Source organism: Ensifer soli (assembly GCF_041928815.1).
GTDB lineage: Bacteria > Pseudomonadota > Alphaproteobacteria > Rhizobiales > Rhizobiaceae > JBHFEI01.
Genome location: NZ_JBHFEI010000004.1, coordinates 96,551 through 116,483 on the forward strand (window position 1 = coordinate 96,551; position 19,933 = coordinate 116,483).

Consider the following 19,933-nt stretch of genomic DNA (forward strand, 5'->3'; position numbering starts at 1 on the left):
ATGAAATCCTTGCCAACAGCGCTCGATGATCTTCGTTTGCCGGGCCGTGTCAAGGCGTTCCTTCGGGGCCGCGTTGTTCAACGCGCCGCGTCATCAAACCTTCATGCCGGGGAAAGTGTTTCTTGAGCAAATGGGGTCATCTTCCGCGGCGACGCCGCCGTTCCCGCGCGGGAGGGGGCGATGCCCGGAGATAAGCCATGCTGACCGCAAAAGCGCCCGAACCCGCCCTCGTCCGACGCTATGCCGGCGCCCAGATGATCACGCTTGCCAAGCTCGTCCTCGAGACCGCCTTCCAGCCGATCGTCGAGGTCGCGACCGGGCGCGTCTTCGGCTATGAATCGCTGATGCGCGGCCATGAGCGGCTCGGCTTCGAGACGCCGCTGATGCTGCTCGATCAGGCCGCCGGGAGCGGCCAGCTTCTCGCCGTCGAGCAGCTTCTGGCGTCGCGCGCGCTGGCGAAGTTCGCGACCCTGCCGGACTTCGCCTCGACGACGCTGTTCCTCAATCTCGATGCGCGGCTGATCGGCACGGGCGGCGAGGTGCTCGACCGCCTGGTCCAGCACCTGCGCAAGGCCGGCATCCCTCCGTCCTCGCTCTGCTTCGAACTGTCGGAGCGCGTCGACAACACCAGCGTGCCGGATTTCGCGGCGCTGGTGGAGCGGATGCGCCGGGCCGGCTTCAAGCTCGCCATCGACGATTTCGGCGTCGGCCATGGCGAGATGAAGCTGCTCTGCGACCATCCCGTCGACTACCTGAAGATCGACCGTCATTTCGTATCCGGCATCGACCGCCATCCGCGCAAGCGCCAGATCGTCAAGGCCATCGTCGCGACCGCCCATGTGCTCGGCATCCGCGTGATCGCGGAAGGGGTCGAGACGGAGGCCGAGGTCCTCGCCTGCCGGTAACAGGGCGTCGACCTGATCCAGGGCTGGTACGTCGCGCGCCCGACGGTGCATCCGGCCGAGCTTCCCGCAGCCTTCCCCCATCTCGGCCGCGCGACCCTTCACCGGTCCTCGACGGCAAGCCTCGACGAGATCTTGATCCGCCGCCAGATCGAGCACCTGCCGACCGTCTTCGAGAACGACGGCATCGACACGGTCTTCGAGCTCTTCCGCCGCAATCCGCGCCAGGCCTTCTTCCCGGTGCTGAACGCCAATGGCGAGCCGCGCGGCGTCATCAACGAGTACCACCTGAAGGAATACATCTACCGGCCCTTCGGCCGCGACCTTCTGAAGAACAAGGTCTACGAGCGCTCCGTCTCCTATTTCGTCGAGCGGGCGCCGATCGTCGGCCTCGATGCCGGGGCGGAACGGCTGATGACCATCTTTGCCGACATGGATGGCAGCGCCTGCATCATCCTGACGGAGAACATGCGCTATGCCGGCGTCGTCTCCGCCGCCTCGCTGATCCGCGTGATCAACGAGAAGCGGTTGAAACGCGCCCAGGACCAGAACCCGCTGACCGGCCTTCCGGGCAACCGCGCCATCGGCGACTTCATGCTGTCGGCCGGCCGCGACGAGGACGCGACGCGCTTCTTCTGCTACTGCGACTTCGATAATTTCAAGCCGTTCAACGACACCTACGGTTTCCCCGCCGGCGACCACGCGATCTCCCTTTTCGCCGCGCTGATGCGGCGATACGTCTTCTCGGAAGGCAGCTTTCTCGGCCATGTCGGCGGCGATGATTTCTTCATCGGCCTGTCCGGCTGGCAGCGCGACGACCTCGTCGAGATCCTCGAACGCCTGCTCGGCGATTTCCACGACGACGTCGTCGCGCTCTATTCGCCCGAGGACCGCAGCGCCGGCCAGATCCTCGGCCATGACCGCAACGGCGTCGAGCGGATGTTCCCGCTGCTGCGCTGCTCGATCGGCGTGCTGGAACTGCCGGCCGGGCTTCTTCTCGACGATACGACCCGCATCGGTCCGGCGATCGCCGCCGTCAAGGCGCTGGCGAAGGACAGCGGCGAGGGCCTGACGCTGCGCGTCTTCGGCGACGCCGGCTGAACGCCCGCGCTTCAAAAAGACCGCGAACGGGCTTAAACCGGAGGGAGAACACCAGAAGGAGGCGAGAATGACGCTGCCGCAGACCATGACCCATGTCGATCTCGTGGCGGCCGGCGGTCCGGAGAACCTGCGGCTCGTGGCCGGGCGGGTGCCCGTGCCGAAGCCGGGCGAGATCCTCGTGCGGGTCGCCGCCGCCGGCATCAACCGGCCCGACGTGCTGCAACGCGAGGGCGCCTATCCGCCGCCGCCGGATGCGAGCCCGATCCTCGGCCTCGAGATTTCCGGCGAGGTCGTGGCGCTCGGATCCGGGACGACCGGCTGGCGCATCGGCGACCGCGTCGCGGCATTGTGCAACGGCGGCGGCTATGCCGAATACTGCGCCGTTCCCGGCACGCAGGCGCTGCCCTGGCCGGACGGCTACGACGCGGTGCGCGCCGCCGCGCTTCCCGAAACCTTCTTCACCGTCTGGGCCAACGTCTTTTCCATGGCCGGGCTGAGGGCGGGCGAGACCCTGCTCGTCCACGGCGGATCGAGCGGCATCGGCACGACGGCGATCCAGCTCGCCTGGGCGCGCGGCGCGACCGTGCTGGCGACGGCCGGCAGTGCCGAAAAATGCGCCGCCTGCGAGGCGCTCGGCGCGCGCCGCGCGATCAACTACCGGACGGAGGATTTCGTGGCCGTCGTCAGGGAAGAAACGGGCGGTGCCGGCGCCGACGTCATCCTCGACATGGTGGGCGCCCCCTATTTCGGCCGCAACCTCGCCGCGCTCGCCCCGGACGGTCGCCTGTCGATCATTGCCTTCCTCGGTGGGGCGAAGGTGACGGATGCGAGCCTCGCGCCGATCCTGTCGCGACGCCTGCAGGTGATGGGGTCGGCGATGCGGCCGCGCACGGCGGCCGAGAAACAGGCGATCCGCGACGATCTCCTGCGGGAGGTCTGGCCGCTCGTCGCCTCCGGCGCGGTTGCCCCCGTCATCCAGTCCGTCCTGCCGCTCGCGCGGATTGCCGATGCCCATCGCGAGATGGATGCCGGCGCCCATATCGGCAAGATCGTCGTCACCGTCGGCTGATCCCGGCGCTCAGGCGGCGAGGCGCCCCGCAGCCGGCGGCCGGCTCAGCGCGACGAGATCGGCGCGCAGCCTGAGCGCGTCGCCGCCGGGCAGCTCCGCCTCGATGTCGCGGTGCAGCCGCGTCCAGATCGGCACCGCGGCGATGAGCGCCGCCATGCCGCTTTCCGTGAGGCTCAGCCGCCGGGAGCGCCGGTCCTTCGGGTCGGGCGTCACCCTGACGAGGCCGCGCTGCTCGAGCGGCTTCAACGCCGCCGTCAGCGTGGTGCGGTCCATGGCGAGCAGCGCCGCGACCGGCGCCATCGGCGGCGGCTCGGGCCGGTTCAGCGACATCATCAGGGAAAACTGGCCGTTGGTCAGGCCGACGGGACGCAGCGCCTCGTCGAAGCGCCGCGCCAGCGCGCGCGCCGCCCGCTGGGCATGCAGGCAGAGGCAGGTGTCGCGGACAAGCAGCGTCGTCTGGAAGGGAACGGAATCATCTTTTGACATGGGGTAATTATGTTGATATCAACCTTTCACGTCAAGGCGCCCGTCCGGCAGGGCCGTTGAAAAATCGGCGCGGCCGAGGGCTCCGGGCCCTTGTTTTTAGCGCCGTGTTCGCGATGCGGAAGCGGCCGGCTTCGTGCTTGAGGGGGACGCGGTCGGCGATCGTTTTCGCGGGAGCCGGTCGAGGACGCCGCTGCAGGGCGTCGGGGGCGCCACGCGGCCGTCACGGACGGCGCGATACAAGGGATGAAACCGCAAGAGGAGGAATGAGCGATGGAGTTTTCGAAGCCCGGCAGGGAGCATGCGTTTCTGCAGCGGCTGGTCGGCGAATGGGTGGCGGTCTCCGAGCGCCACGGCGAGACGACGCGCGGCGCCGAGGACCTGAACTGGGTCGAGACGACGCGCTCAGTCGGCGGCCTGTGGTTCATCAGCGAGGGGCACGGCACGATGCCGGACGGCGACCCCGCCCACATGGTGATGACGCTCGGCTACGATGCCGAGGCCGGCCACTATGTCGGCACCTGGATCGGCTCGATGATGACGAAGCTCTGGATCTACAAGGGCTGGGTCGAGGCGGACGGCCACACCCTCATCCTCGAGGCCGAGGGGCCGCGCATGGACGGGGAGGGGACGGCGCTCTATCGCGACGTGATCACGCTCCTTGACGACGATCACCGCCGCTTCGCCGGCAGCATCCAGCAGGAGGACGGCGCCTTCCGCGAGTTCATGTCCTCCGATTTCAAGAGAAAGGTCTGACCCCATGTCCGGATATCACGGAAAACTCATCTGGGCCGAACTGATGACCACCGACACGGCGGCGGGCGGGGCCTTCTACGGCGATGTCGTCGGCTGGCGGGTGCGGGACATGAGCATGCCGGACATCGGGACCTACCATGTCTTCGAGATGGACGACGAGGGCGGCGTCTGCCACGGCGTCGGCGGCATGATGACGATCCCGCCGGAGCTCGACGGCAAGGTGCCGCCGAACTGGACCGGCTACATCGCCGTCGACGACGTCGACCGCTCGGTTGCCGACGCCGTGGCGCTCGGCGGCAGCGTCCGGCGCCCGGCCGAGGACATTCCCTCGATCGGCCGTTTCGCCGTGATCGCCGATCCCCATGGCGGCGTGGTCTGCATCATGACGCCGCTGCCGATGCCGGACGCGCCGCCGCCGCCGTCGATGGTGGCGCGCGGCCAGGTCGGCTGGCAGGAACTCTACGCCGGCGACCTCGAGGAGGCCTTCGCCTTCTATTCGAAGCTCTTCGGCTGGACCGTCAACCAGGACATGGACATGGGCGAGATGGGCGTCTACCGCATCTTCGCCTACAAGGGCGAGCCGGTCGGCGGCATGATGAAGCGGCCGGCGACGATGCCGATGGCCTTCTGGTGCTATTATCTCAACGTCGAGGCGATCGACGCGGCGATCGCCCGCGTCACGGGGAAGGGCGGCAAGATCGTCTTCGGGCCGCAGGAGGTTCCGGGCGGAAGCTGGATCGTCCAGGGGGTCGATCCGCAGGGCGCCTTCTTCGCGCTGGTCGCGCCGAAGCGCTGAGGGTTTGACGGGCGGCGTCATGCCGCCCGTGATCCTCCGTCGATCGCCTAGACGAGCAGGTCGCCGGTGCCGATCGATGCGAGCTGCGTGTTGGCGAGCCAGACCTCGGCGCCGCCCTCGAAGCGGAAGACGACGTCGGCGCCGGCCTGCGACGCATGGCCGAGCGCGTCGGTCGCGGTGGTGAAGTCGAAGGCGGTCAGGTCGAGCTTGTCGGTGCCGCCCTGGAAGTCGGTGACGCGGTCGAGGCCTGAGAGCTTGTCGAAGACGAAGATGTCGGCGAGCGTGCCGCCGGTCAGCGTGTCGTTGCCGGGCCCGCCGACGAGCACGTCCCGCCCCGCGCCCCCGTCCAGGCTGTCGTTGCCGTCGCCGCCGTAAAGCACGTCATCGCCCGCGCCGCCCGCGAGCGTGTCGTTGCCGGTGAAGCCGTCGACAACGTCGTTGCCGGCGCCGGCCTTGACCTTGTCGTCGCCGCCCCCGGCAAGCAGAAGGTCGGCCTTGGCCGTGCCGTTCAGCGTCTCGGAGCCGGCCTTGCCGATCTTGGCCGCCAGGATGCCGTCGGCCCGCATCGGCTTGCCGAAGTTGAAGTCGCCGAAGATCTTGACGATCGAGCCGTCCTTCAGCGTCGCATAGCTCGCCTGGCCGTTCATCGTGCCCATTTCGCCGGGGGTCTTCAGATAGTCGAAGTGTTCCGTGACGATCTCGCCGGAGACCGCCTTGCCGCGCGCATCGAAATAGCGGATCACATGGTCGAGCTCGGGCGAGCCGAGGATGCCGCCGGTCGACCAGGCGACGGCGAAACCGCCGGACTTCAGCGCCACCACGTCGGGCTGGAACTGGCCGCCGGCGCGCTCGACATTGACGAGGATGTCCTTGCCGATCGCCTTGCCATTCTCGGCGAAGACGCGGGCGCGGATGTCGAAGTCGAGCGCGTTGCCGTAGTTTTCGCGCGACGTCCAGACCGCGACGAAGCCGGTCTTCAGCTCCGCCGTCTCGATGCGCATCGAGGCGGCGTCGAAGGCGGTCAGTTCCTCGGTGCGGGTCGTGTTGAGCTGGAAGGCCTTGGCCGGCTTGCCGGCGGCGTTGAAGGCGCTGCCATAGATCTGGTGGTCGGTGTAGTTGCGGTAGAAATAGACGCCGCCCCGGCCGTTTTCCACCATCGCCTCGTCGGAGGGCGCGGTGAAGGGCGGCGAGAACAGGCTGTAGGTGACGGAATAGGCATCCTTCGCAGTGCCGACCTGGTTCATCGTCGCGCCGAACACGGCGAGGCTCTGCGTCATCGTCGCCTTCAGCGCGGCCGTGTCGGACTCGACGCTGTGGAAGGCGACGGCGAACTTGCCGCCGCCGAGCGCGACCGCCTTGTGCTCGTTGTCCATCTGGTTCTCGCCGAGCACGGCGGTGCGGCCGAGCGCGCCGGTGCGCGTGTCGAGCGTCACGCCCTTCACCGTCACGCCGGTCTGGAAGACGATCGCCACCTTGCCGGCGGCAATGTCGATGACGTCGGCGGCGCCTGCCGGGGCGTCCGGCCCGAGCTTGCCGGAGGCGATGGTGAGAAGCTTGCCGACCGCCGTGCCGTCGAGGTCGAAGCGCTGGGCCATCAGCGACGTCTTCATGGCGCCGGGCTTGTTGTCCGCGCGCACCCAGACGGCGAGGAAGCCCTTGTCCGTCGCCACGACCACGGGCTTGTCGTCGATCGCGGTCTTCGGCGGCTTGGTGATGCGGATCGGCGTCGATGACACGGCCATGCGTAAAATCCCTCTGCTGACGGTGCCGCCGACGAAGCGGTCGGCGGGGAAACGGTCAGCAGGTAATCCGCTTGCGCGCCCGGCGGCAAGCATCCCAAACGCGTCATTTTTGGTGCTAATTTAGCGTGCGCCGGAAGCGCCGTGCCGTAGGGCGCAGTCGCGGTCTTCCGGATCCGCGCCGGCGCCCCAGATCCTTGCTGTCATGCGGATCTCATCGCAAGACCGCGGCCCGATCTTGCGCGACAGGCGTCAGCGCTTCAGGCTGCCGAGGATGCCGCGCACCAGCGCCCGGCCGACCTGGGTGGCGACGGTGCGGGCGACCGATTTCATCGCCGCCTCCATCACCGTTTCGCGCTGGTAGCCGCTGCGCGCACGCGGCCGGCCGGCGGTTGAGGCCTTTTCCGCGTCGTCGTCGCCGAAGCCCGGCAGCGTCCAACGGCTCTTGCCGGAGGCCTCCTGTTCCTCGGCTTGTTTCGCGGCTTCCGCCTGCTCGGTCGCCTTCGCCGCGCGGGCGGCGAGCATCTCGTAGGCCGATTCGCGGTCGAAGGTCTCGTCGTAGAGGCCGCGCACCGGGCTGACGGCCATCACCTGGCGGCGCTCGTCCTCGCTCAAGGGGCCGAGGCGGGAGGCCGGCGGGCGGATCAGCGTGCGCTCGACCATCGACGGCGCACCCTTGCCTTCGAGCGTCGAGACCAGCGCCTCGCCGGTGCCGAGCTGGGTGATCACGGTGGCGCAATCGAAATCGGGATTGGGACGGAACGTGTCGGCCGCCGTCTTCACCGCCTTCTGCTCGCGCGGCGAATAGGCGCGAAGCGCGTGCTGGACGCGGTTGCCGAGCTGGGCGAGCACCGTTTCCGGCACGTCGAGCGGGTTCTGCGTGACGAAATAGACGCCGACGCCCTTGGAGCGGATCAGGCGCACCACCTGCTCGACGCGCTCGGTCAGCACCTTCGGCGCGTCCTTGAAGAGGAGATGCGCCTCGTCGAAGAAGAAGACCAGCTTCGGCTTTTCCGGGTCGCCGATCTCGGGCAGTTCCTCGAAGAGCTCCGACATCAGCCAGAGCAGGAAGGTGGCATAGAGGCGCGGGTTCATCATCAGCCGGTCGGCGGCGAGCACCGAGATCGCGCCGCGCCCGTCATTGGTGACGCGCATGATGTCGGAGACCTTCAGCGCCGGCTCGCCGAAGAAGTTCTCCGCGCCCTGCTGTTCGAGGATCAGCAGCTCGCGCTGCAGCGAGCCGACCGAGGCCTTGGAGATGAAGCCGTAGCGGTTCGACAGCGCCGTCGCGTTCTCGCCCATGTAGTTCAGCAGCGCCTGCAGGTCCTTGAGGTCGAGGAGCGGCAGCCCGCCCTCGTCGGCGATCTTGAAGGCGATGTTGAGCACGCCTTCCTGCGCGTCCGTCGCGTTCATCAGCCTCGAGAGCAGCAGCGGCCCCATCTCCGACATGGTCGTGCGCACGCGGTGGCCCTTCTCGCCGTAGAGGTCCCAGAAGATCACCGGGAATTCCCGGAACTCGTAGGGGTCGAGGCCGATCTCGGTGGCGCGCTTCTGCAGGAAATCCTTCGGCTGGCCGATCGCGGCGATGCCGGAGAGGTCGCCCTTGATGTCGGCGCAGAAGACCGGCACGCCGGCCTCGGAGAAGCCCTCGGCGAGGATCTGCAAGGTCACGGTCTTGCCGGTGCCGGTCGCGCCGGTGACGAGGCCGTGGCGGTTGCCGAACTTCAGGTCGAGATATTCGGCCTTGTTGATCGTGTCGTCCGGCTTGCGGCTCGCGCCGATAAAGAGCTTGCCATCCTGCATCATCGCCTGCGTTCTCCGCTTCCTGCCGGGCCTTCATCGGGCTGTCGTCGGCTCCTTATAGGGTGCGGGCCGCAAACCGGCAACATGATGGCCCCGTGCCCTTGCGCAGGCGACGACGAGATGCCGCGCTTTCGCGCGCGCGGCGGGCATTGTATTCGCCGGCCCGGCGTGAAACGATGCCGGCAGGAGGCATCGTTTCACGCCCTGCCGCCGGCAAGGGCACCTTGCCCGTCGCCATCATCCTTGAGGAGTTGAACCCATGAACGAACTGATCACAGGCATTGCCGAGCGCGTCGGCATCGAACCGGCGCTGGCCGAGAAGGCGATGGGCATGATCCTCGGCTTCCTGCAGCGCGAGGCGGCCGACGGGCCGGTGGCGCAGATGATCGAGGCCATTCCGGGCGGGCCGGACCTGGTGGCGCGCTTCAACGGCGAAGGCTCCGGCGGCGGCGGCCTGCTCGGCGGGCTGCTCGGCTCGGTCGGCCTCGGCGGCGGCGTGATGGCGCTCGGCCAGCAGCTGATGGGCGAGGGCCTCGGCATGGGCGAGATCGGCGCGCTCGCCAAGGAGACGATCGCGGTCGCCAAGCAATATGCCGGCGATGAGGTCGTCGACCAGGTCGTCGCCTCCGTTCCCGGCCTCAGCCAGTACGTCTGAAAGACAGGAGCGGGACGGGGGCTTCCCCCGTTCCGCCGCCGGCCTCACGCGGCCTTCGCCACGCCCGGAACCTCGTTCAGGTCGAACCAGACCGGGATGCCGCGCTCGCGGGCGATCCGGACGTCATTGTCCGCCCCCTTCGAGGCGCCCGGCAGCCGGAGCACGCCGTCGCAGAGCATCAGCAGCCTGCCCGCCACCGGATGGAAGATCTCCTCGTAGAGGTCGTCGCCGACATGCTGCCCGCCCGCCGCATGCCAGACCGGCAGCGCCACCCATTCGCCGATCATCGGCACATGGCCCGCCCGAAACAGCGCATGGGACGGCGCCTCCAGCGCCTTCAGATTGTCCGCCATCTTTACCGGGTCGTCCCCGGTCCCCGAGCGATAGGGTCCTGCGATCAGGATGAGCATGCGTGTTTCCTTCCAAGGGTCGAGAGATGAATATCACGAAATTGCACGAAATTTCTTGATAAAATAAAAAATCATGCAAAAATAGGAAATGTCAAGAGGCATCGGAGGGTCCCATCATGCTGACATCGCAACGCCGCGCGCTGATCACCGCGCGGCTTTCCCGCGACGGCGAGGTCGTGGCGAAGGCCTTGTCGGAGGAACTGGCTCTCTCGGAGGACACGATCCGGCGCGACCTGCGCGAGATGGCGGCGGAGGGTCTGCTGCGCCGCGTCCATGGCGGGGCCTTGCCGCTCGAACCGGCGCTGCCGGATTTCTCCGAGCGCCGGGCGATCGGCGCCGACGTGAAGCAGGCGCTCGGGCGCAAAGGGGCGGAACTGATCCGCCCCGGCCAGCTCGTCTTCCTTGACGGGGGAACCACCAATGCGGCGCTCGCCCGCGCCCTGCCGCGCGACATGAAGGCGACGATCGCCACCCACAGCCCGACGATCGCCGCCGAACTGGAGCGCCATGCCGCCGAGGTCATCCTCGTCGGCGGCGTCCTCTACAAGCATTCGATGGTGGCGGTCGGCAGCCTGGCGCTGTCGGCGATCGCGACGATGCGGCCGGACCTGTTCTTCCTCGGCGTCACCGGCCTCCATCCCGTATCGGGCCTGACGACGGGCGACATGGAGGAGGCGGCGATCAAGCGGGCGATCGCCGGGCAGGCGGCGGAGACGGTGCTGCTCGCCGCAGCGGACAAGTTCGACGCGGTCTCGCCGCACCGGATCATGGCGACCGACAGGCTGTCGCGGCTGATCGTTCCGGAGGGACTGGAGGACGCGGCGCTCGCGCCCTATCGCGCGCTCGGCATCGCCGTCATGCCTGCGTGAGCGCGTCGCTCACGCGGATCTCGCCGACGGCCGTGCCGTTCCAGTTGCGCATCGTGCGGTTCGCCTCGGCGAGAAGCGCCGCCTCGAGCGCCGGGTCGTCGCGCAAGCACCGCGCGAGCACCGCCGCGACCATCGCCTCGGCCGCGCGCGTGGCGCCATCCTCGCATTTGAGCGCGATGCCGAGCCCCTTCTCCGGGATCGCCGCGCAGAACACGCCTTCCGCCCCGGTCTTGACGAAGATGCGGCCGGGGGCGAGCCGCATCAGCGTCGTGCAGGCCCGCTTGGTGCCGGCGACATAGAAGGGTTCGGCCATGCAGGCGGCGATCAGCCGGCGCGAGGCTTCCGCGCGCAGCCGCCCGAGCCCGATGCCGGTCGCCATCCTGGCAAACCCGTGGGCGAGCCGATCAAGCGGCACGGCATAGGTCGGGATGGAGCATCCGTCGATGCCGCAACGGTCGGCGTCGATCAGCGTTCCCGTCAGGTCCTCCATGGCGGAGCGGATCTCGGCCTGCAGCGGATGGCCGTAGGCGACATAGCCGCGCGGCTCCATGCCGGAATGGCAGGCGGCGCAGAGGAAACCGGCATGCTTGCCGGAACAGTTGTTGTGCAGGGCGGTCGGCCGGTCGAGACTGCGGGCCTGGCCGATCAGGGTCGGCTGGTCGAAGGACCAGTGCGCGCCGCATTCGAGCGCCTCCGCCTGAAGGCCCGCCACCTGCAGCATCCGCCCGGCAAGCGCGACATGCTCGGGCTCGCCATTGTGCGAGGCGCAGGCGAGCGCCAGTTCCGCGTCGCCGAAGCCATAGGCGTCCGCCGCGCCGCTCTCGACCAGCGGCAGCGCCTGCATCGCCTTGCAGGCCGAGCGGGGAAAGACCGGATCGGAGACGGCGCCGAGCGCGAAGACCCGCGCGCCGTCGCCGTCGACGATGGCGACGGACCCGCGATGGCGGCTTTCGACGCGCCCGCCACGGGTGGCCTCGACGAGAACGGGACTGGACATGGGCGAGGCCTCCGGTTGCAGTGTCGCGCCGCCTTCTACAGCAGCGTTTCCGTCTTGGAAATCGCCCCGGCCGAAATCCCATCGCCGGCGTCGTGCGACATGGGAGACGGTCCGTCTTCGACGCGATCGGCGTTGAGTTCGTTGCTCAGGCGCTGCAAGGCGTCGCGCAGCGCCGCGGCCTCCTGCGCCGTGCAGCCGGCGGCGCGGCCGATGCGCTCAAGGATGCCGAAGGCTTCGGGCTTCATCGCCAGGCCCCGTTCGGTCAGGCTGACGATCACCTGCCGCTCGTCCGCCCGGTCGCGCCGCCGGTTGACAAGGCCTGATGCCTCAAGGCGCTTGAGGAGCGGCGAGAGCGTGCCGGAATCGAGCCCGAGTTCCTCGCCGAGCCGCTTCACCGGCAGCCTGTCGCCCTGCCAGAGCGTCAGCATGACCAGATATTGCGGATAGGTGAGGCCGAGCCGGTCGAGGAGCGGCTTGTAGGCGCGGGTGAAGGCGTGGGCGGCGGAATAGACGGCGAAACAGAGCAGCCGGGCCGGCGCGATGTCGGCATCCGTCAGCCCGGATTCGGGTGTTTCGTCGGCTGTCGCCATCCTCTCGTCGGTTCCTGTCATGGGGAAGAGTGTCGCAGGTCTCGGCCGGAAATGCAATTTGCAAAATTCTATTGCGCGCAATTTAAATATGCGCTATCGAAATTCCCGTACCGAACAACAGGGAGACAGACGATGCCCATCCTCTACACCACCAAGGGTTCCGCCACTGGCGGCCGCGCCGGCCATGGTGCCAGCGAAGACGGCGTTCTCGACGTGACGCTGACCGTGCCGAAGGCGCTCGGCGGCGACGGCGCCACCGGCACCAATCCCGAGCAGCTCTTCGCCGTCGGCTATTCGGCCTGCTTCCTCGGCGCCCTCAAGGCGGTCGCCGCCAAGGAGAAGGTGAAGATCCCGGAGGATGCCAGGGTCACCGCGACCGTCGGCATCGGCCCGCGCGAGGACGGCACCGGCTTCGGCATCGAGGTAGCGCTCTCCGTCGACATTCCGGGGATGGACAGGGCTGAGGCCGAAAAGCTCGTCGCCGCCGCCCATATCGTCTGCCCCTACAGCCACGCCATGCGCACGGCGACGGAAGTGCCGGTCACGCTCGCCTGACCGTCGCCGCCGCCCGTTCCTCGGCCCGCCCGCGGTGAAGACCGCGGCGCGGGCCGATAGGCGTTCTGCGCGGCGTCGGCGGTCCTGGTCCGAGGGATCGCCTGCCGCCAGCGCCGCGCCGGGCCGGCCGGGCGGCTGACGATCTCCGCGATCGCGATCGCCGGCCAGCCGTCGCCGACGATTGTCGGCGCGGATGCGATCGGTCGACCGGCACTTCCGGCCGCGTGCATCCCGTGAGATGAAGGCCGGGCGGGTCTTTCGAAGAGGAGAAGCGACGATGATGACCTTCTATTTTGCCCCCGGCACCTGCTCGCTCGCGAGCCATATCGTGCTGGAGGAGGTGGGCGCGGCCTATCGGGCCGTCAGGATCGACACGGGGAAGGGCGAGCAATACGGATCGGCCTACAGGGAGATCAATCCGAAGTCGCGCGTGCCGGCGCTTTCGACCGATCGCGGCATCCTGACGGAGACGCCGGCGATCCTCGCCTTCCTCGCCCAGGCCTATCCGGATGCCGGGCTTGCGCCGCTCGACGATCCCTTCGCCTTCGCCGAGATCCAGGCCTTCAACAGCTATCTCTGCTCGACCGTGCATGTGGCCCATGCCCATGGCCGGCGCGGCAGCCGCTGGGCCGACGATCCGGCGGCGGTCGCGGCGATGAAGGCGAAGATGCCGGGCAACATGGCCGCCTGCTTCGAGCTGATCGAGGCGACGATGGTCGCCGGTCCCTGGGTCATGGGCGCGCGCTACAGCATCGCCGACGCCTATCTCTACACGATCGCCGGCTGGCTTGCCGGCGACGGCGTCGATCCGGCCCGCTTCGACAGGATCGCCGACCACACGCGTGCGATGGAGAAACGCCCCGCTGTGCAGGCCGCACTCGCCGCCGTCGGATCGTCATAGGCCGGCATCGGCAGGTCGCCGAGGCCGCGCTGGTCGAGGGCGTCGAGCGCGGGATGGGCGAGCGGATCGGCGCGCCAGTCGGCCGCGCCGGCGGATGTCGAAAGAGGATGGAGCATCGTTCTCTCCCTGTGATCTCGACACGATCATTCGCTTTCACCCCCGTGAATTCAATTGAGATTGCCGGGACGCCACTATAGAAAATCTATATGCGCGACCTGAACGCCCTTCACCTGAACGGATTGCGCGCCGTCGAGGCGGCCGGACGGCTGGGCTCGCTTGCGGCGGCGGCGGCCGAGCTTGGCGTCACCGTCGGCGCCGTCAGCCAGCAGATCATCCGCACCGAGCGGCAGCTCGGACGGACGCTGTTTGAGCGCACGCCGAAGGGGCTCGTGGCGACGGAGGCCGGCGATCGGCTGGTCGCGCGGCTGACCGGCGGCTTCGGCGAGATCGCGCAAGGGGTGGCGGCCGCGCGCCGGCGCGAGGAGGGGGTGCTGGTCATTTCCGTCGCGCCGGTCTTTGCCGCGCGCTGGCTGGTCTACCGGCTCGACCGTTTCGCCGCCGCCCATCCGGACATCCGCCTGCGCATCGACGCGACGACGCGCCTCGTCAACCTCGACACGTCCGATGTCGACATCGCGATCCGCGTCGGCGCCGGCCGCTGGCCGGGCGTGACCTCGGAGCTGCTGCTGCCGCAGGCGGTCTTTCCCGTCTGCGCGCCGGCGCTCGCCGAGCGGCTGCGGGCGCCGTCCGATCTTCTTTCCCTTCCGGTGGTCATCGACGACCGGGCGATGTTCGGCTGGGATCTGTGGCTGGAGGCAGTCGGCCTCGCGGGTGCCGCGGTCCGGGTGCGCCACGTCTTCAACGACGCCTCGCTCTGCCTCGACGCGGCGGTGGCGGGGCAGGGCGTGTTTCTCGGCTGGGCGACGCTTGCGGCCCATGCGCTTCAGGCGGGCCAGCTCGTCGCGCCGTTTCCCGAGCGTGCGCCGACCGGCTTCGGCCACTATTTCGTCACCTCGCCGTCGCGCAGGGAAAGCCGCGCGGTCGCGGCCTTCAAGGCCTGGGTGCGCGCCGAGATCGCCGGGCTCGACGCGCTCTGAGCCTCACACGACGAGGATCGGCGCCTTCTGCCGCACGCGGTCGTAAAGGTCGATCACGTCCTGGTTCATCAGCCGGACGCAGCCGGACGAGACGGCGCGGCCGATCGACTTCCATTCCGGCGAGCCGTGCAGGCGGTAGAGCGTGTCCTCGCCGTTCTGGAAGATGTACATCGCGCGCGCGCCGAGCGGGTTGTCGAGGCCGGGCGGCATGCCGCCGTTCTCGATCGAGTATTTGACGAGTTCGGGCTGGCGCGCCACCATCTCGTTCGGCGGCTTCCAGCGCGGCCATTTCTGCTTCCACTGGATGACGCCGCGGCCCGACCAGGCAAAGCCCTCGCGGCCGATGCCGACGCCGTAGCGCATCGCCGTGCCGCCGGGCTGGGTCAGGTAGAGGAAACGGTCGGACGTGTCGACGATGATCGTGCCCGGCGCCTCGCCGAAGGGATCGGAGACCTCCTGGCGATAGTAGCGCGGATCGATCTGGCGGTAGGGCACGGCCGGGATCGCATAGCCCTCGTCATACACGGGGCCGTAGATTTCGGCATAACGGTCGTCCTGCGGCGGCAGGCCCGTCGGCTCGCCGACGCGGCCTTCCAGCCGGTCCGCGAAACGGTTCTCGTAGGCGGGGTTGCGAAAGACCGGCGCGGTTTCCTGCCGGAAGCGCGCCGTGCTGGTCGAGGTGCAGGAGGACAGCGCCGCCGAGGCGGCGGCAAGGCCGGTCCATGCGAGAATGCGCCGGCGGTCGAGGAGGGGAGATGACGTCATGACGGAACGGGTCCTGCCACGGTCGGGCCGGACACCGTTCCGGCACGACCGCTACGCGAATGTTGAACGGGGCGCAGCGGGTTTCAAACGAACCGATGCGTCAACTGTCGGGAAGGCGGCGCCCGTCCGGGGGGAGGAACCGGCCAGGCGTCGCTGCCCGATGAAGAACTAGCGCAAATGCGGCTGGAACGAGGCTTGAGCGCCGTCCTCGCGACGATTTCATGGTCGCAAGCGGGCGGCTGTAACATAAACGCCACATCAGGCCGCCGGCGGCCTGCCGGAGGGGCCGGCGGCGAGCAGCTTTTCCATCTGCCCGGCCGGCAGCGGCCTGCTGAAGAGGTAGCCCTGGATCTCCTGGCAGCCGCAGCGGCGCAGGAAGTCGGCCTGGGCCTGCGTCTCCACCCCCTCGGCGATCACCCGCATGTCGAGGTTGCGCGCCAGCGAGACGATGGCGCTGGTGATCGCCATGTCGTCCTCGTCGTCGGGAATGGCGGTGATGAAGGAACGGTCGATCTTCAGCCGGCTGACGGGAAAGCTCTTCAGCGCGCTGAGGCTCGAATAGCCGGTGCCGAAATCGTCGATGGCGAGGCGCACGCCGAGCGCCTCCAGCCGGTGCATGGTCTCGATCGCCGTCTGCATGTCCTGCATGATCAGGCTCTCGGTCAGCTCCAGCTCGAGATGGCGCGCATCGAGCCGGCTCGACGACAGCGCGCAGGCGACGCGCTCGGCGAAGTCGCGCTCGATGAACTGGCGTGCCGAGACGTTGACGCTGACGGTGATCGGCGCCAGGCCGGCATCCTGCCAGGCCCTGTTCTGCCGGCAGGCCTCGCCGAGCACCCAGTCGCCGATCGCGCCGATCAGCCCGGTCTCCTCGGCGAGCGGAATGAAATCGCAGGGAGGGACGAGGCCGCGCGTCGGATGACGCCAGCGCACCAGCGCCTCGCAGGCGAAGACGGCGCCGTTGGCGAGGTTCACCTGCGGCTGGTAGTGCAGCTCGAATTCCGCGCGCGCCACGGCGTCGCGCAGCTCGGCGTGCTGGTTCAGCCGCTCGCCGGTGTCGTCCGCCATGTCGGCGCTGTAGAGGAGGAGCGCGTTGCGGCCGAGCGCCTTGGCCTGGTACATCGCCGCGTCCGCATGGGCGAGCAGTTCGCTGGCCGTCTCGCCGTGCTGCGGCGCGCAGGCCGCCCCCATGCTGCAGGTGATCTGCAGGCTGCGCCCGTCGATCACCATCGGCTGGGCGATCGCGGCGCGGATCGCCTCCAGCCTCTTGCTGAGCAGCCGCTCGTCGCGCGGAATGTCGTTGATGAGAAGGATGAACTCGTCGCCGCCCTGGCGCACGGCGATGTCGCTCCTCCGGATCGCCGCCTCGGCCCGGCTGGCGACGATCTTCAGCAGCTCGTCGCCGGCATGGTGGCCGAGGCTGTCGTTGACGAGCTTGAAATTGTCGAGGTCGATGAAGGCGAGCGCCACCGACTGGCCGGCATCTCGCGCCGCCTTCAGCGCCGCGTCGAAACGCTCGTCGAAGGAGCGGCGGTTGAGCAGGCCGGTCAGCGCGTCGTGCTGGGCGAGGAAGCGGATGCGGGCCTCGGTCTCGCGCCGTTCGATGGCGATGCCGGCGAGATGGGTGGCGACCGCGATCAGGTCGAGGGCGGAAGCGGCCGGCAGGCCCGGCGTCCTAGAATAGAGCGCGAAGGTGCCGAGCACCTCGCCATGGGAGGAGCGGATCGGCGTCGACCAGCAGGCACGGTAGCCGAAGGGGGCCACCGCCGCCCGATATTCCGCCCATAGCGGATCGGTCAGGATATCCTCGACCATCACGGGCTCGCCGCGCCACACCGCCGTGCCGCAGGAACCGACGCGCGGACCGATGGCGACGCCGTTGATCAGCGCGCTGTAGGCGGGATCCATGCTCGGCGCGGCCCCGGTCAGGAGGTGGCGGCGGTCCGGCGACAGGAGGAGGACGGAGCCCTCGACCCCGTCGAGTTGCGATTCGATCATCCGGATCAGGTCTTCGAAGAAGGTCTGGTCGGGCGTGCCCTTGGCGATCATCTCGAGGAGGCGCGCCTGGCCGCGATGCAGCGCCTCGGCCCTGCGCCGCTCGGTGATGTCGCGCGAGATGCCGATCAGGCCGACGATGCGGCCGGTCGCGTCGCGCATCGGCAGCTTGGAGGTCAGGAACCAGTGGTCGGGCAGTTCGCGCGACACCGCCCGTTCCTCGATGCCGAACATCGCTTCGCCGGTCGCCATGATCTGCCGTTCCGCCGCGCGGAACACCTCGGCCTCCTCCGGCGCGTGCAGGTCGAAATCCGACTTGCCGACGATCTCGGCCATGGTGGAAAGGCCATGGTCGGCGAGCGTGGCGCGGTTGGCGACGACGAAGCGGCTGTCGAGATCCTTGGCATAGAGATGGTCGGGGATCTGGTCGACGATGGTCGCCAGCCACTCCGTATGGCGGGCCATGTCGGAGGCCGCGGGAAAGAGCCGTGCGGCTTCCTCGGCCAGCCGGTGGCTCGCGGCGATGAGCTTCAGCGTGTCGTCGTCGACGCTGGCATTCCTGTCGATCCTGTTTCGAGAATAGGACATGCTGTTCCTCGCCCGCCAGCCGCGCGCCCTTTGGCCGTCGCGCGCGGCCCTCTCCCCTTCCCGTTCGCATGGACGATAACAGCCAAGGGTTATTCTTCCCTGAACGGATCGCTCTTTCCGCGTGGCGCAAAACTTGCTGGTCGTCCGGAAATCCCCGGAGTGCCCGTCCATGTTGAAACAGATTTCGCCCGTCGCCGTGCCGATATGGCACATTCCGGGCTTGTGCGGTGTCCGCGGGAAAACCCTGTCATGCTGACGCGCCGCCATCTGCTTGCGCTTGGCGGCGGGCTGGCGGGTCTGGCGACGGCAGCCGCCGCCCGCGCCGGGGCCGACCATGGCCTCGTTCCAGGCGCCCGCTTCGACCAGACGGCCGCGCTTGCCGCCTGCCTCGAACGGGCGGCGGCGCGCGGCGAGCCGGCCGTCCTGCCCGGCGGCGACTACCGGATTTCCACCCTCGACCTGCCGGACGGGACCGACCTTTCGGGCCTTGCCGGCCGTACCCGGCTCGTCGCCGTCGGCGACGGCCCGCTCCTGCGCGCCCGGGGTGCGGCGCGCATCACCCTTGCCGGGCTGACGCTCGACGGCGGCGGGAGGCCGCTCGACCCGTCCGCCGCCGGTCTTCTCGACTGCGTCGACGTCGCCGACCTTTCGCTTCGCGACTGCCGCGTCCAGGGATCGTCGCGCCATGGCGTCTCGCTCGACCGCTGCGGCGGCCGGGTCGAGGCGTGCGTCCTGCAGTCTGCCGGCGCGGCCGGCCTCTTCGCGCTCGACAGCCGCGGGCTCGCGATCGCCGGCAACCGTGTCGGCGACTGCGGCAATGGCGGCATTCTCGTCCACCGCTCCAAGATCGGCCCCGACGGCACGCTCGTCGAGGGCAACCGTATCCTCCGCATCGCCGCGCGCGATGGCGGCACGGGCGAAAACGGCAACGGCATCAACGTCTTTCGCGCCGGCAACGTCATCGTCTCCGGCAACCACGTCTCCGACTGCGCCTTTTCCGCCGTCCGCGTCAACAGCGGGTCCGGCGCGATGATCCGCGGCAACCAGTGCCTCTCCTCCGGCGAGACGGCGATCTACGCGGAATTCGCCTTCGAAGGCGCGATCGTCTCCGACAACCTCGTCGACGGCGCGGCGAACGGCATCCTCGTCGTCAATCTCGACGTCGGCGGCCGGCTTGCTACGGTCTCCGGCAACATCGTCCGCAACCTTCGCCTCGACGGGCCCTATGTGCATGACGGCGCCGGCTTCGGTTTCGGCATCGCCGCCGAAGCCGACACGGCGATTGCCGGAAACGTCGTCGAGAACGCGCCGACATACGGGCTGATGCTCGGCTGGGGCCCCTACATGCGCGCGGTGTCGGCGACCGGCAACATCGTGCGCGACGCGGCCGTCGGCTGCGCCGTCACCGTGGTCGAGGGGGCCGGCAGCGCGCTCGTCGCCGACAACCTGTTCGAGGCCTGCCGGGAAGCGGCGATCGCCGGCTATCGCTGGAACGCGCGCACGGCGGGCGAGCTGATCGCCGGCGCGCCGGATTTTCCGCATCTGACGATCACGGGCAACCGCCGCTCCTGACGCCGTGCACCTGCCGCCGACGAAGCCGGGGATCACGGGCATGCCCCACGGGGCCGGACCGATCCCGCCTCGACCGGCCATGCCCGGAGCCGTGTCCGGCCGAAGCGGGATCGCCTCGGCGCCGGTTCTTCCGGAGAAACCGAAGGAGAAAGCGGGTCTGGTCCGCCGGTCGTTACCGGGACATGCGTAACGTCCGGGATCTGCAGCGAACGAGCGACGCTGGAACCTCGCGACACAGTAAAGCGCCCTCGGTGAACACCGTTTCACCCAGGGTACCCTCTCCTTTTGTT

Annotated in this window: 17 protein-coding genes and 1 pseudogene; 10 read left to right on the forward strand and 8 right to left on the reverse strand. The window is 68.9% G+C overall.

Annotated features, from left to right (window positions below):
* Positions 1–197: 197 nt before the first annotated feature.
* Positions 198–2,003: pseudogene (locus tag ACEVQ6_RS07535) on the forward strand (bifunctional diguanylate cyclase/phosphodiesterase).
* A 67-nt stretch (positions 2,004–2,070) separates the two neighbouring features.
* Complete coding sequence (locus ACEVQ6_RS07540; RefSeq protein WP_374888321.1) at positions 2,071–3,072, forward strand: NAD(P)H-quinone oxidoreductase; 1,002 nt, start codon at positions 2,071–2,073, stop codon at positions 3,070–3,072.
* Positions 3,073–3,081: 9 nt separating this feature from the next.
* Here the strand turns inward: ACEVQ6_RS07540 and ACEVQ6_RS07545 are convergent, their stop codons facing one another.
* Positions 3,082–3,558, reverse strand: coding sequence for a MarR family winged helix-turn-helix transcriptional regulator (locus ACEVQ6_RS07545; protein ID WP_374888322.1), 477 nt, complete (start codon positions 3,556–3,558; stop codon positions 3,082–3,084).
* A 270-nt stretch (positions 3,559–3,828) separates the two neighbouring features.
* On the opposite strand from ACEVQ6_RS07545, the gene ACEVQ6_RS07550 reads away from it, so the two are divergent.
* Both ACEVQ6_RS07550 and ACEVQ6_RS07555 read left to right on the forward strand, forming a co-directional pair.
* Positions 3,829–4,311, forward strand: coding sequence for a DUF1579 domain-containing protein (locus tag ACEVQ6_RS07550; protein ID WP_374888323.1), 483 nt, complete (start codon positions 3,829–3,831; stop codon positions 4,309–4,311).
* Between the two features lie 4 nt (positions 4,312–4,315).
* On the forward strand, positions 4,316–5,107 hold the full coding sequence (locus ACEVQ6_RS07555) for a VOC family protein (RefSeq protein ID WP_374888324.1): 792 nt from the start codon (positions 4,316–4,318) through the stop codon (positions 5,105–5,107).
* Between the two features lie 47 nt (positions 5,108–5,154).
* On the opposite strand, the gene ACEVQ6_RS07560 is transcribed toward ACEVQ6_RS07555, so the two are convergent.
* Together ACEVQ6_RS07560 and ACEVQ6_RS07565 are read right to left on the reverse strand one after the other, a co-directional pair.
* Positions 5,155–6,849 carry a calcium-binding protein gene (locus ACEVQ6_RS07560; protein ID WP_374888325.1) on the reverse strand — a complete coding sequence of 565 codons (1,695 nt, stop codon included), beginning with the start codon at positions 6,847–6,849 and terminating at the stop codon, positions 5,155–5,157.
* A gap of 249 nt (positions 6,850–7,098) precedes the next feature.
* Entirely contained in the window at positions 7,099–8,652 is a 1,554-nt protein-coding gene (locus ACEVQ6_RS07565) for a helicase HerA-like C-terminal domain-containing protein (protein WP_374888326.1), read from the reverse strand.
* 256 nt (positions 8,653–8,908) lie between these two features.
* Here ACEVQ6_RS07565 and ACEVQ6_RS07570 point away from each other — a divergent pair, with 256 nt between their 5' ends.
* The gene (locus ACEVQ6_RS07570) at positions 8,909–9,304 is read left to right on the forward strand and encodes a hypothetical protein (RefSeq protein WP_374888327.1); all 396 of its coding nucleotides are present in this window, start codon (positions 8,909–8,911) and stop codon (positions 9,302–9,304) included.
* Between the two features lie 44 nt (positions 9,305–9,348).
* Here ACEVQ6_RS07570 and ACEVQ6_RS07575 read toward each other — a convergent pair whose 3' ends face one another.
* Positions 9,349–9,714 carry a DUF4406 domain-containing protein gene (locus tag ACEVQ6_RS07575; protein WP_374888328.1) on the reverse strand — a complete coding sequence of 122 codons (366 nt, stop codon included), beginning with the start codon at positions 9,712–9,714 and terminating at the stop codon, positions 9,349–9,351.
* 116 nt (positions 9,715–9,830) lie between these two features.
* On the opposite strand from ACEVQ6_RS07575, the gene ACEVQ6_RS07580 reads away from it, so the two are divergent.
* Positions 9,831–10,583, forward strand: a complete 753-nt coding sequence (locus ACEVQ6_RS07580; protein ID WP_374888329.1) for a DeoR/GlpR family DNA-binding transcription regulator — start codon at positions 9,831–9,833, stop codon at positions 10,581–10,583.
* Here the strand turns inward: ACEVQ6_RS07580 and ACEVQ6_RS07585 are convergent.
* Complete coding sequence (locus tag ACEVQ6_RS07585) at positions 10,570–11,580, reverse strand: asparaginase (RefSeq protein ID WP_374888330.1); 1,011 nt, start codon at positions 11,578–11,580, stop codon at positions 10,570–10,572. The two genes, ACEVQ6_RS07580 and ACEVQ6_RS07585, sit on opposite strands and share 14 nt — an antisense overlap.
* A gap of 35 nt (positions 11,581–11,615) precedes the next feature.
* Positions 11,616–12,170 carry a MarR family winged helix-turn-helix transcriptional regulator gene (locus tag ACEVQ6_RS07590; protein WP_374888331.1) on the reverse strand — a complete coding sequence of 185 codons (555 nt, stop codon included), beginning with the start codon at positions 12,168–12,170 and terminating at the stop codon, positions 11,616–11,618.
* A 132-nt stretch (positions 12,171–12,302) separates the two neighbouring features.
* Between ACEVQ6_RS07590 and ACEVQ6_RS07595 the strand changes: the two genes are divergently transcribed.
* From ACEVQ6_RS07595 to ACEVQ6_RS07605, 3 genes are all read left to right on the forward strand, one after another.
* Complete coding sequence (locus tag ACEVQ6_RS07595) at positions 12,303–12,725, forward strand: organic hydroperoxide resistance protein (protein ID WP_374888332.1); 423 nt, start codon at positions 12,303–12,305, stop codon at positions 12,723–12,725.
* A gap of 277 nt (positions 12,726–13,002) precedes the next feature.
* Positions 13,003–13,626, forward strand: coding sequence for a glutathione S-transferase family protein (locus ACEVQ6_RS07600; protein WP_374888333.1), 624 nt, complete (start codon positions 13,003–13,005; stop codon positions 13,624–13,626).
* Positions 13,627–13,832: 206 nt separating this feature from the next.
* Positions 13,833–14,723, forward strand: coding sequence for a LysR substrate-binding domain-containing protein (locus ACEVQ6_RS07605; RefSeq protein WP_374888334.1), 891 nt, complete (start codon positions 13,833–13,835; stop codon positions 14,721–14,723).
* A 3-nt stretch (positions 14,724–14,726) separates the two neighbouring features.
* Here ACEVQ6_RS07605 and ACEVQ6_RS07610 read toward each other — a convergent pair whose 3' ends face one another.
* Both ACEVQ6_RS07610 and ACEVQ6_RS07615 read right to left on the reverse strand, forming a co-directional pair.
* Positions 14,727–15,488: a L,D-transpeptidase gene (locus ACEVQ6_RS07610; protein ID WP_374888335.1), complete on the reverse strand. Its 762-nt coding sequence runs from the start codon at positions 15,486–15,488 to the stop codon at positions 14,727–14,729.
* A 258-nt stretch (positions 15,489–15,746) separates the two neighbouring features.
* Complete coding sequence (locus ACEVQ6_RS07615) at positions 15,747–18,071, reverse strand: putative bifunctional diguanylate cyclase/phosphodiesterase (RefSeq protein WP_374888336.1); 2,325 nt, start codon at positions 18,069–18,071, stop codon at positions 15,747–15,749.
* 249 nt (positions 18,072–18,320) lie between these two features.
* On the opposite strand from ACEVQ6_RS07615, the gene ACEVQ6_RS07620 reads away from it, so the two are divergent.
* Positions 18,321–19,643: a TIGR03808 family TAT-translocated repetitive protein gene (locus tag ACEVQ6_RS07620; RefSeq protein ID WP_374888337.1), complete on the forward strand. Its 1,323-nt coding sequence runs from the start codon at positions 18,321–18,323 to the stop codon at positions 19,641–19,643.
* The last annotated feature ends 290 nt before the right edge of the window (positions 19,644–19,933 follow it).

What these genes read in the sequence shown, in the direction of transcription:
- ACEVQ6_RS07605 (WP_374888334.1), top strand. Translation starts at nt 13,833, where the DNA reads ATGCGCGACCTGAACGCCCTTCACCTGAACGGATTGCGCGCCGTCGAG.
- ACEVQ6_RS07620 (WP_374888337.1), top strand. Translation starts at nt 18,321, where the DNA reads ATGCTGACGCGCCGCCATCTGCTTGCGCTTGGCGGCGGGCTGGCGGGT.
- ACEVQ6_RS07600 (WP_374888333.1), top strand. Translation starts at nt 13,003, where the DNA reads ATGATGACCTTCTATTTTGCCCCCGGCACCTGCTCGCTCGCGAGCCAT.
- ACEVQ6_RS07550 (WP_374888323.1), top strand. Translation starts at nt 3,829, where the DNA reads ATGGAGTTTTCGAAGCCCGGCAGGGAGCATGCGTTTCTGCAGCGGCTG.
- ACEVQ6_RS07555 (WP_374888324.1), top strand. Translation starts at nt 4,316, where the DNA reads ATGTCCGGATATCACGGAAAACTCATCTGGGCCGAACTGATGACCACC.
- ACEVQ6_RS07610 (WP_374888335.1), bottom strand. Translation starts at nt 15,488, where the DNA reads ATGACGTCATCTCCCCTCCTCGACCGCCGGCGCATTCTCGCATGGACC.
- ACEVQ6_RS07560 (WP_374888325.1), bottom strand. Translation starts at nt 6,849, where the DNA reads ATGGCCGTGTCATCGACGCCGATCCGCATCACCAAGCCGCCGAAGACC.
- ACEVQ6_RS07570 (WP_374888327.1), top strand. Translation starts at nt 8,909, where the DNA reads ATGAACGAACTGATCACAGGCATTGCCGAGCGCGTCGGCATCGAACCG.
- ACEVQ6_RS07615 (WP_374888336.1), bottom strand. Translation starts at nt 18,071, where the DNA reads ATGTCCTATTCTCGAAACAGGATCGACAGGAATGCCAGCGTCGACGAC.
- ACEVQ6_RS07590 (WP_374888331.1), bottom strand. Translation starts at nt 12,170, where the DNA reads ATGGCGACAGCCGACGAAACACCCGAATCCGGGCTGACGGATGCCGAC.
- ACEVQ6_RS07565 (WP_374888326.1), bottom strand. Translation starts at nt 8,652, where the DNA reads ATGATGCAGGATGGCAAGCTCTTTATCGGCGCGAGCCGCAAGCCGGAC.
- ACEVQ6_RS07540 (WP_374888321.1), top strand. Translation starts at nt 2,071, where the DNA reads ATGACGCTGCCGCAGACCATGACCCATGTCGATCTCGTGGCGGCCGGC.
- ACEVQ6_RS07585 (WP_374888330.1), bottom strand. Translation starts at nt 11,580, where the DNA reads ATGTCCAGTCCCGTTCTCGTCGAGGCCACCCGTGGCGGGCGCGTCGAA.
- ACEVQ6_RS07575 (WP_374888328.1), bottom strand. Translation starts at nt 9,714, where the DNA reads ATGCTCATCCTGATCGCAGGACCCTATCGCTCGGGGACCGGGGACGAC.
- ACEVQ6_RS07595 (WP_374888332.1), top strand. Translation starts at nt 12,303, where the DNA reads ATGCCCATCCTCTACACCACCAAGGGTTCCGCCACTGGCGGCCGCGCC.
- ACEVQ6_RS07580 (WP_374888329.1), top strand. Translation starts at nt 9,831, where the DNA reads ATGCTGACATCGCAACGCCGCGCGCTGATCACCGCGCGGCTTTCCCGC.
- ACEVQ6_RS07545 (WP_374888322.1), bottom strand. Translation starts at nt 3,558, where the DNA reads ATGTCAAAAGATGATTCCGTTCCCTTCCAGACGACGCTGCTTGTCCGC.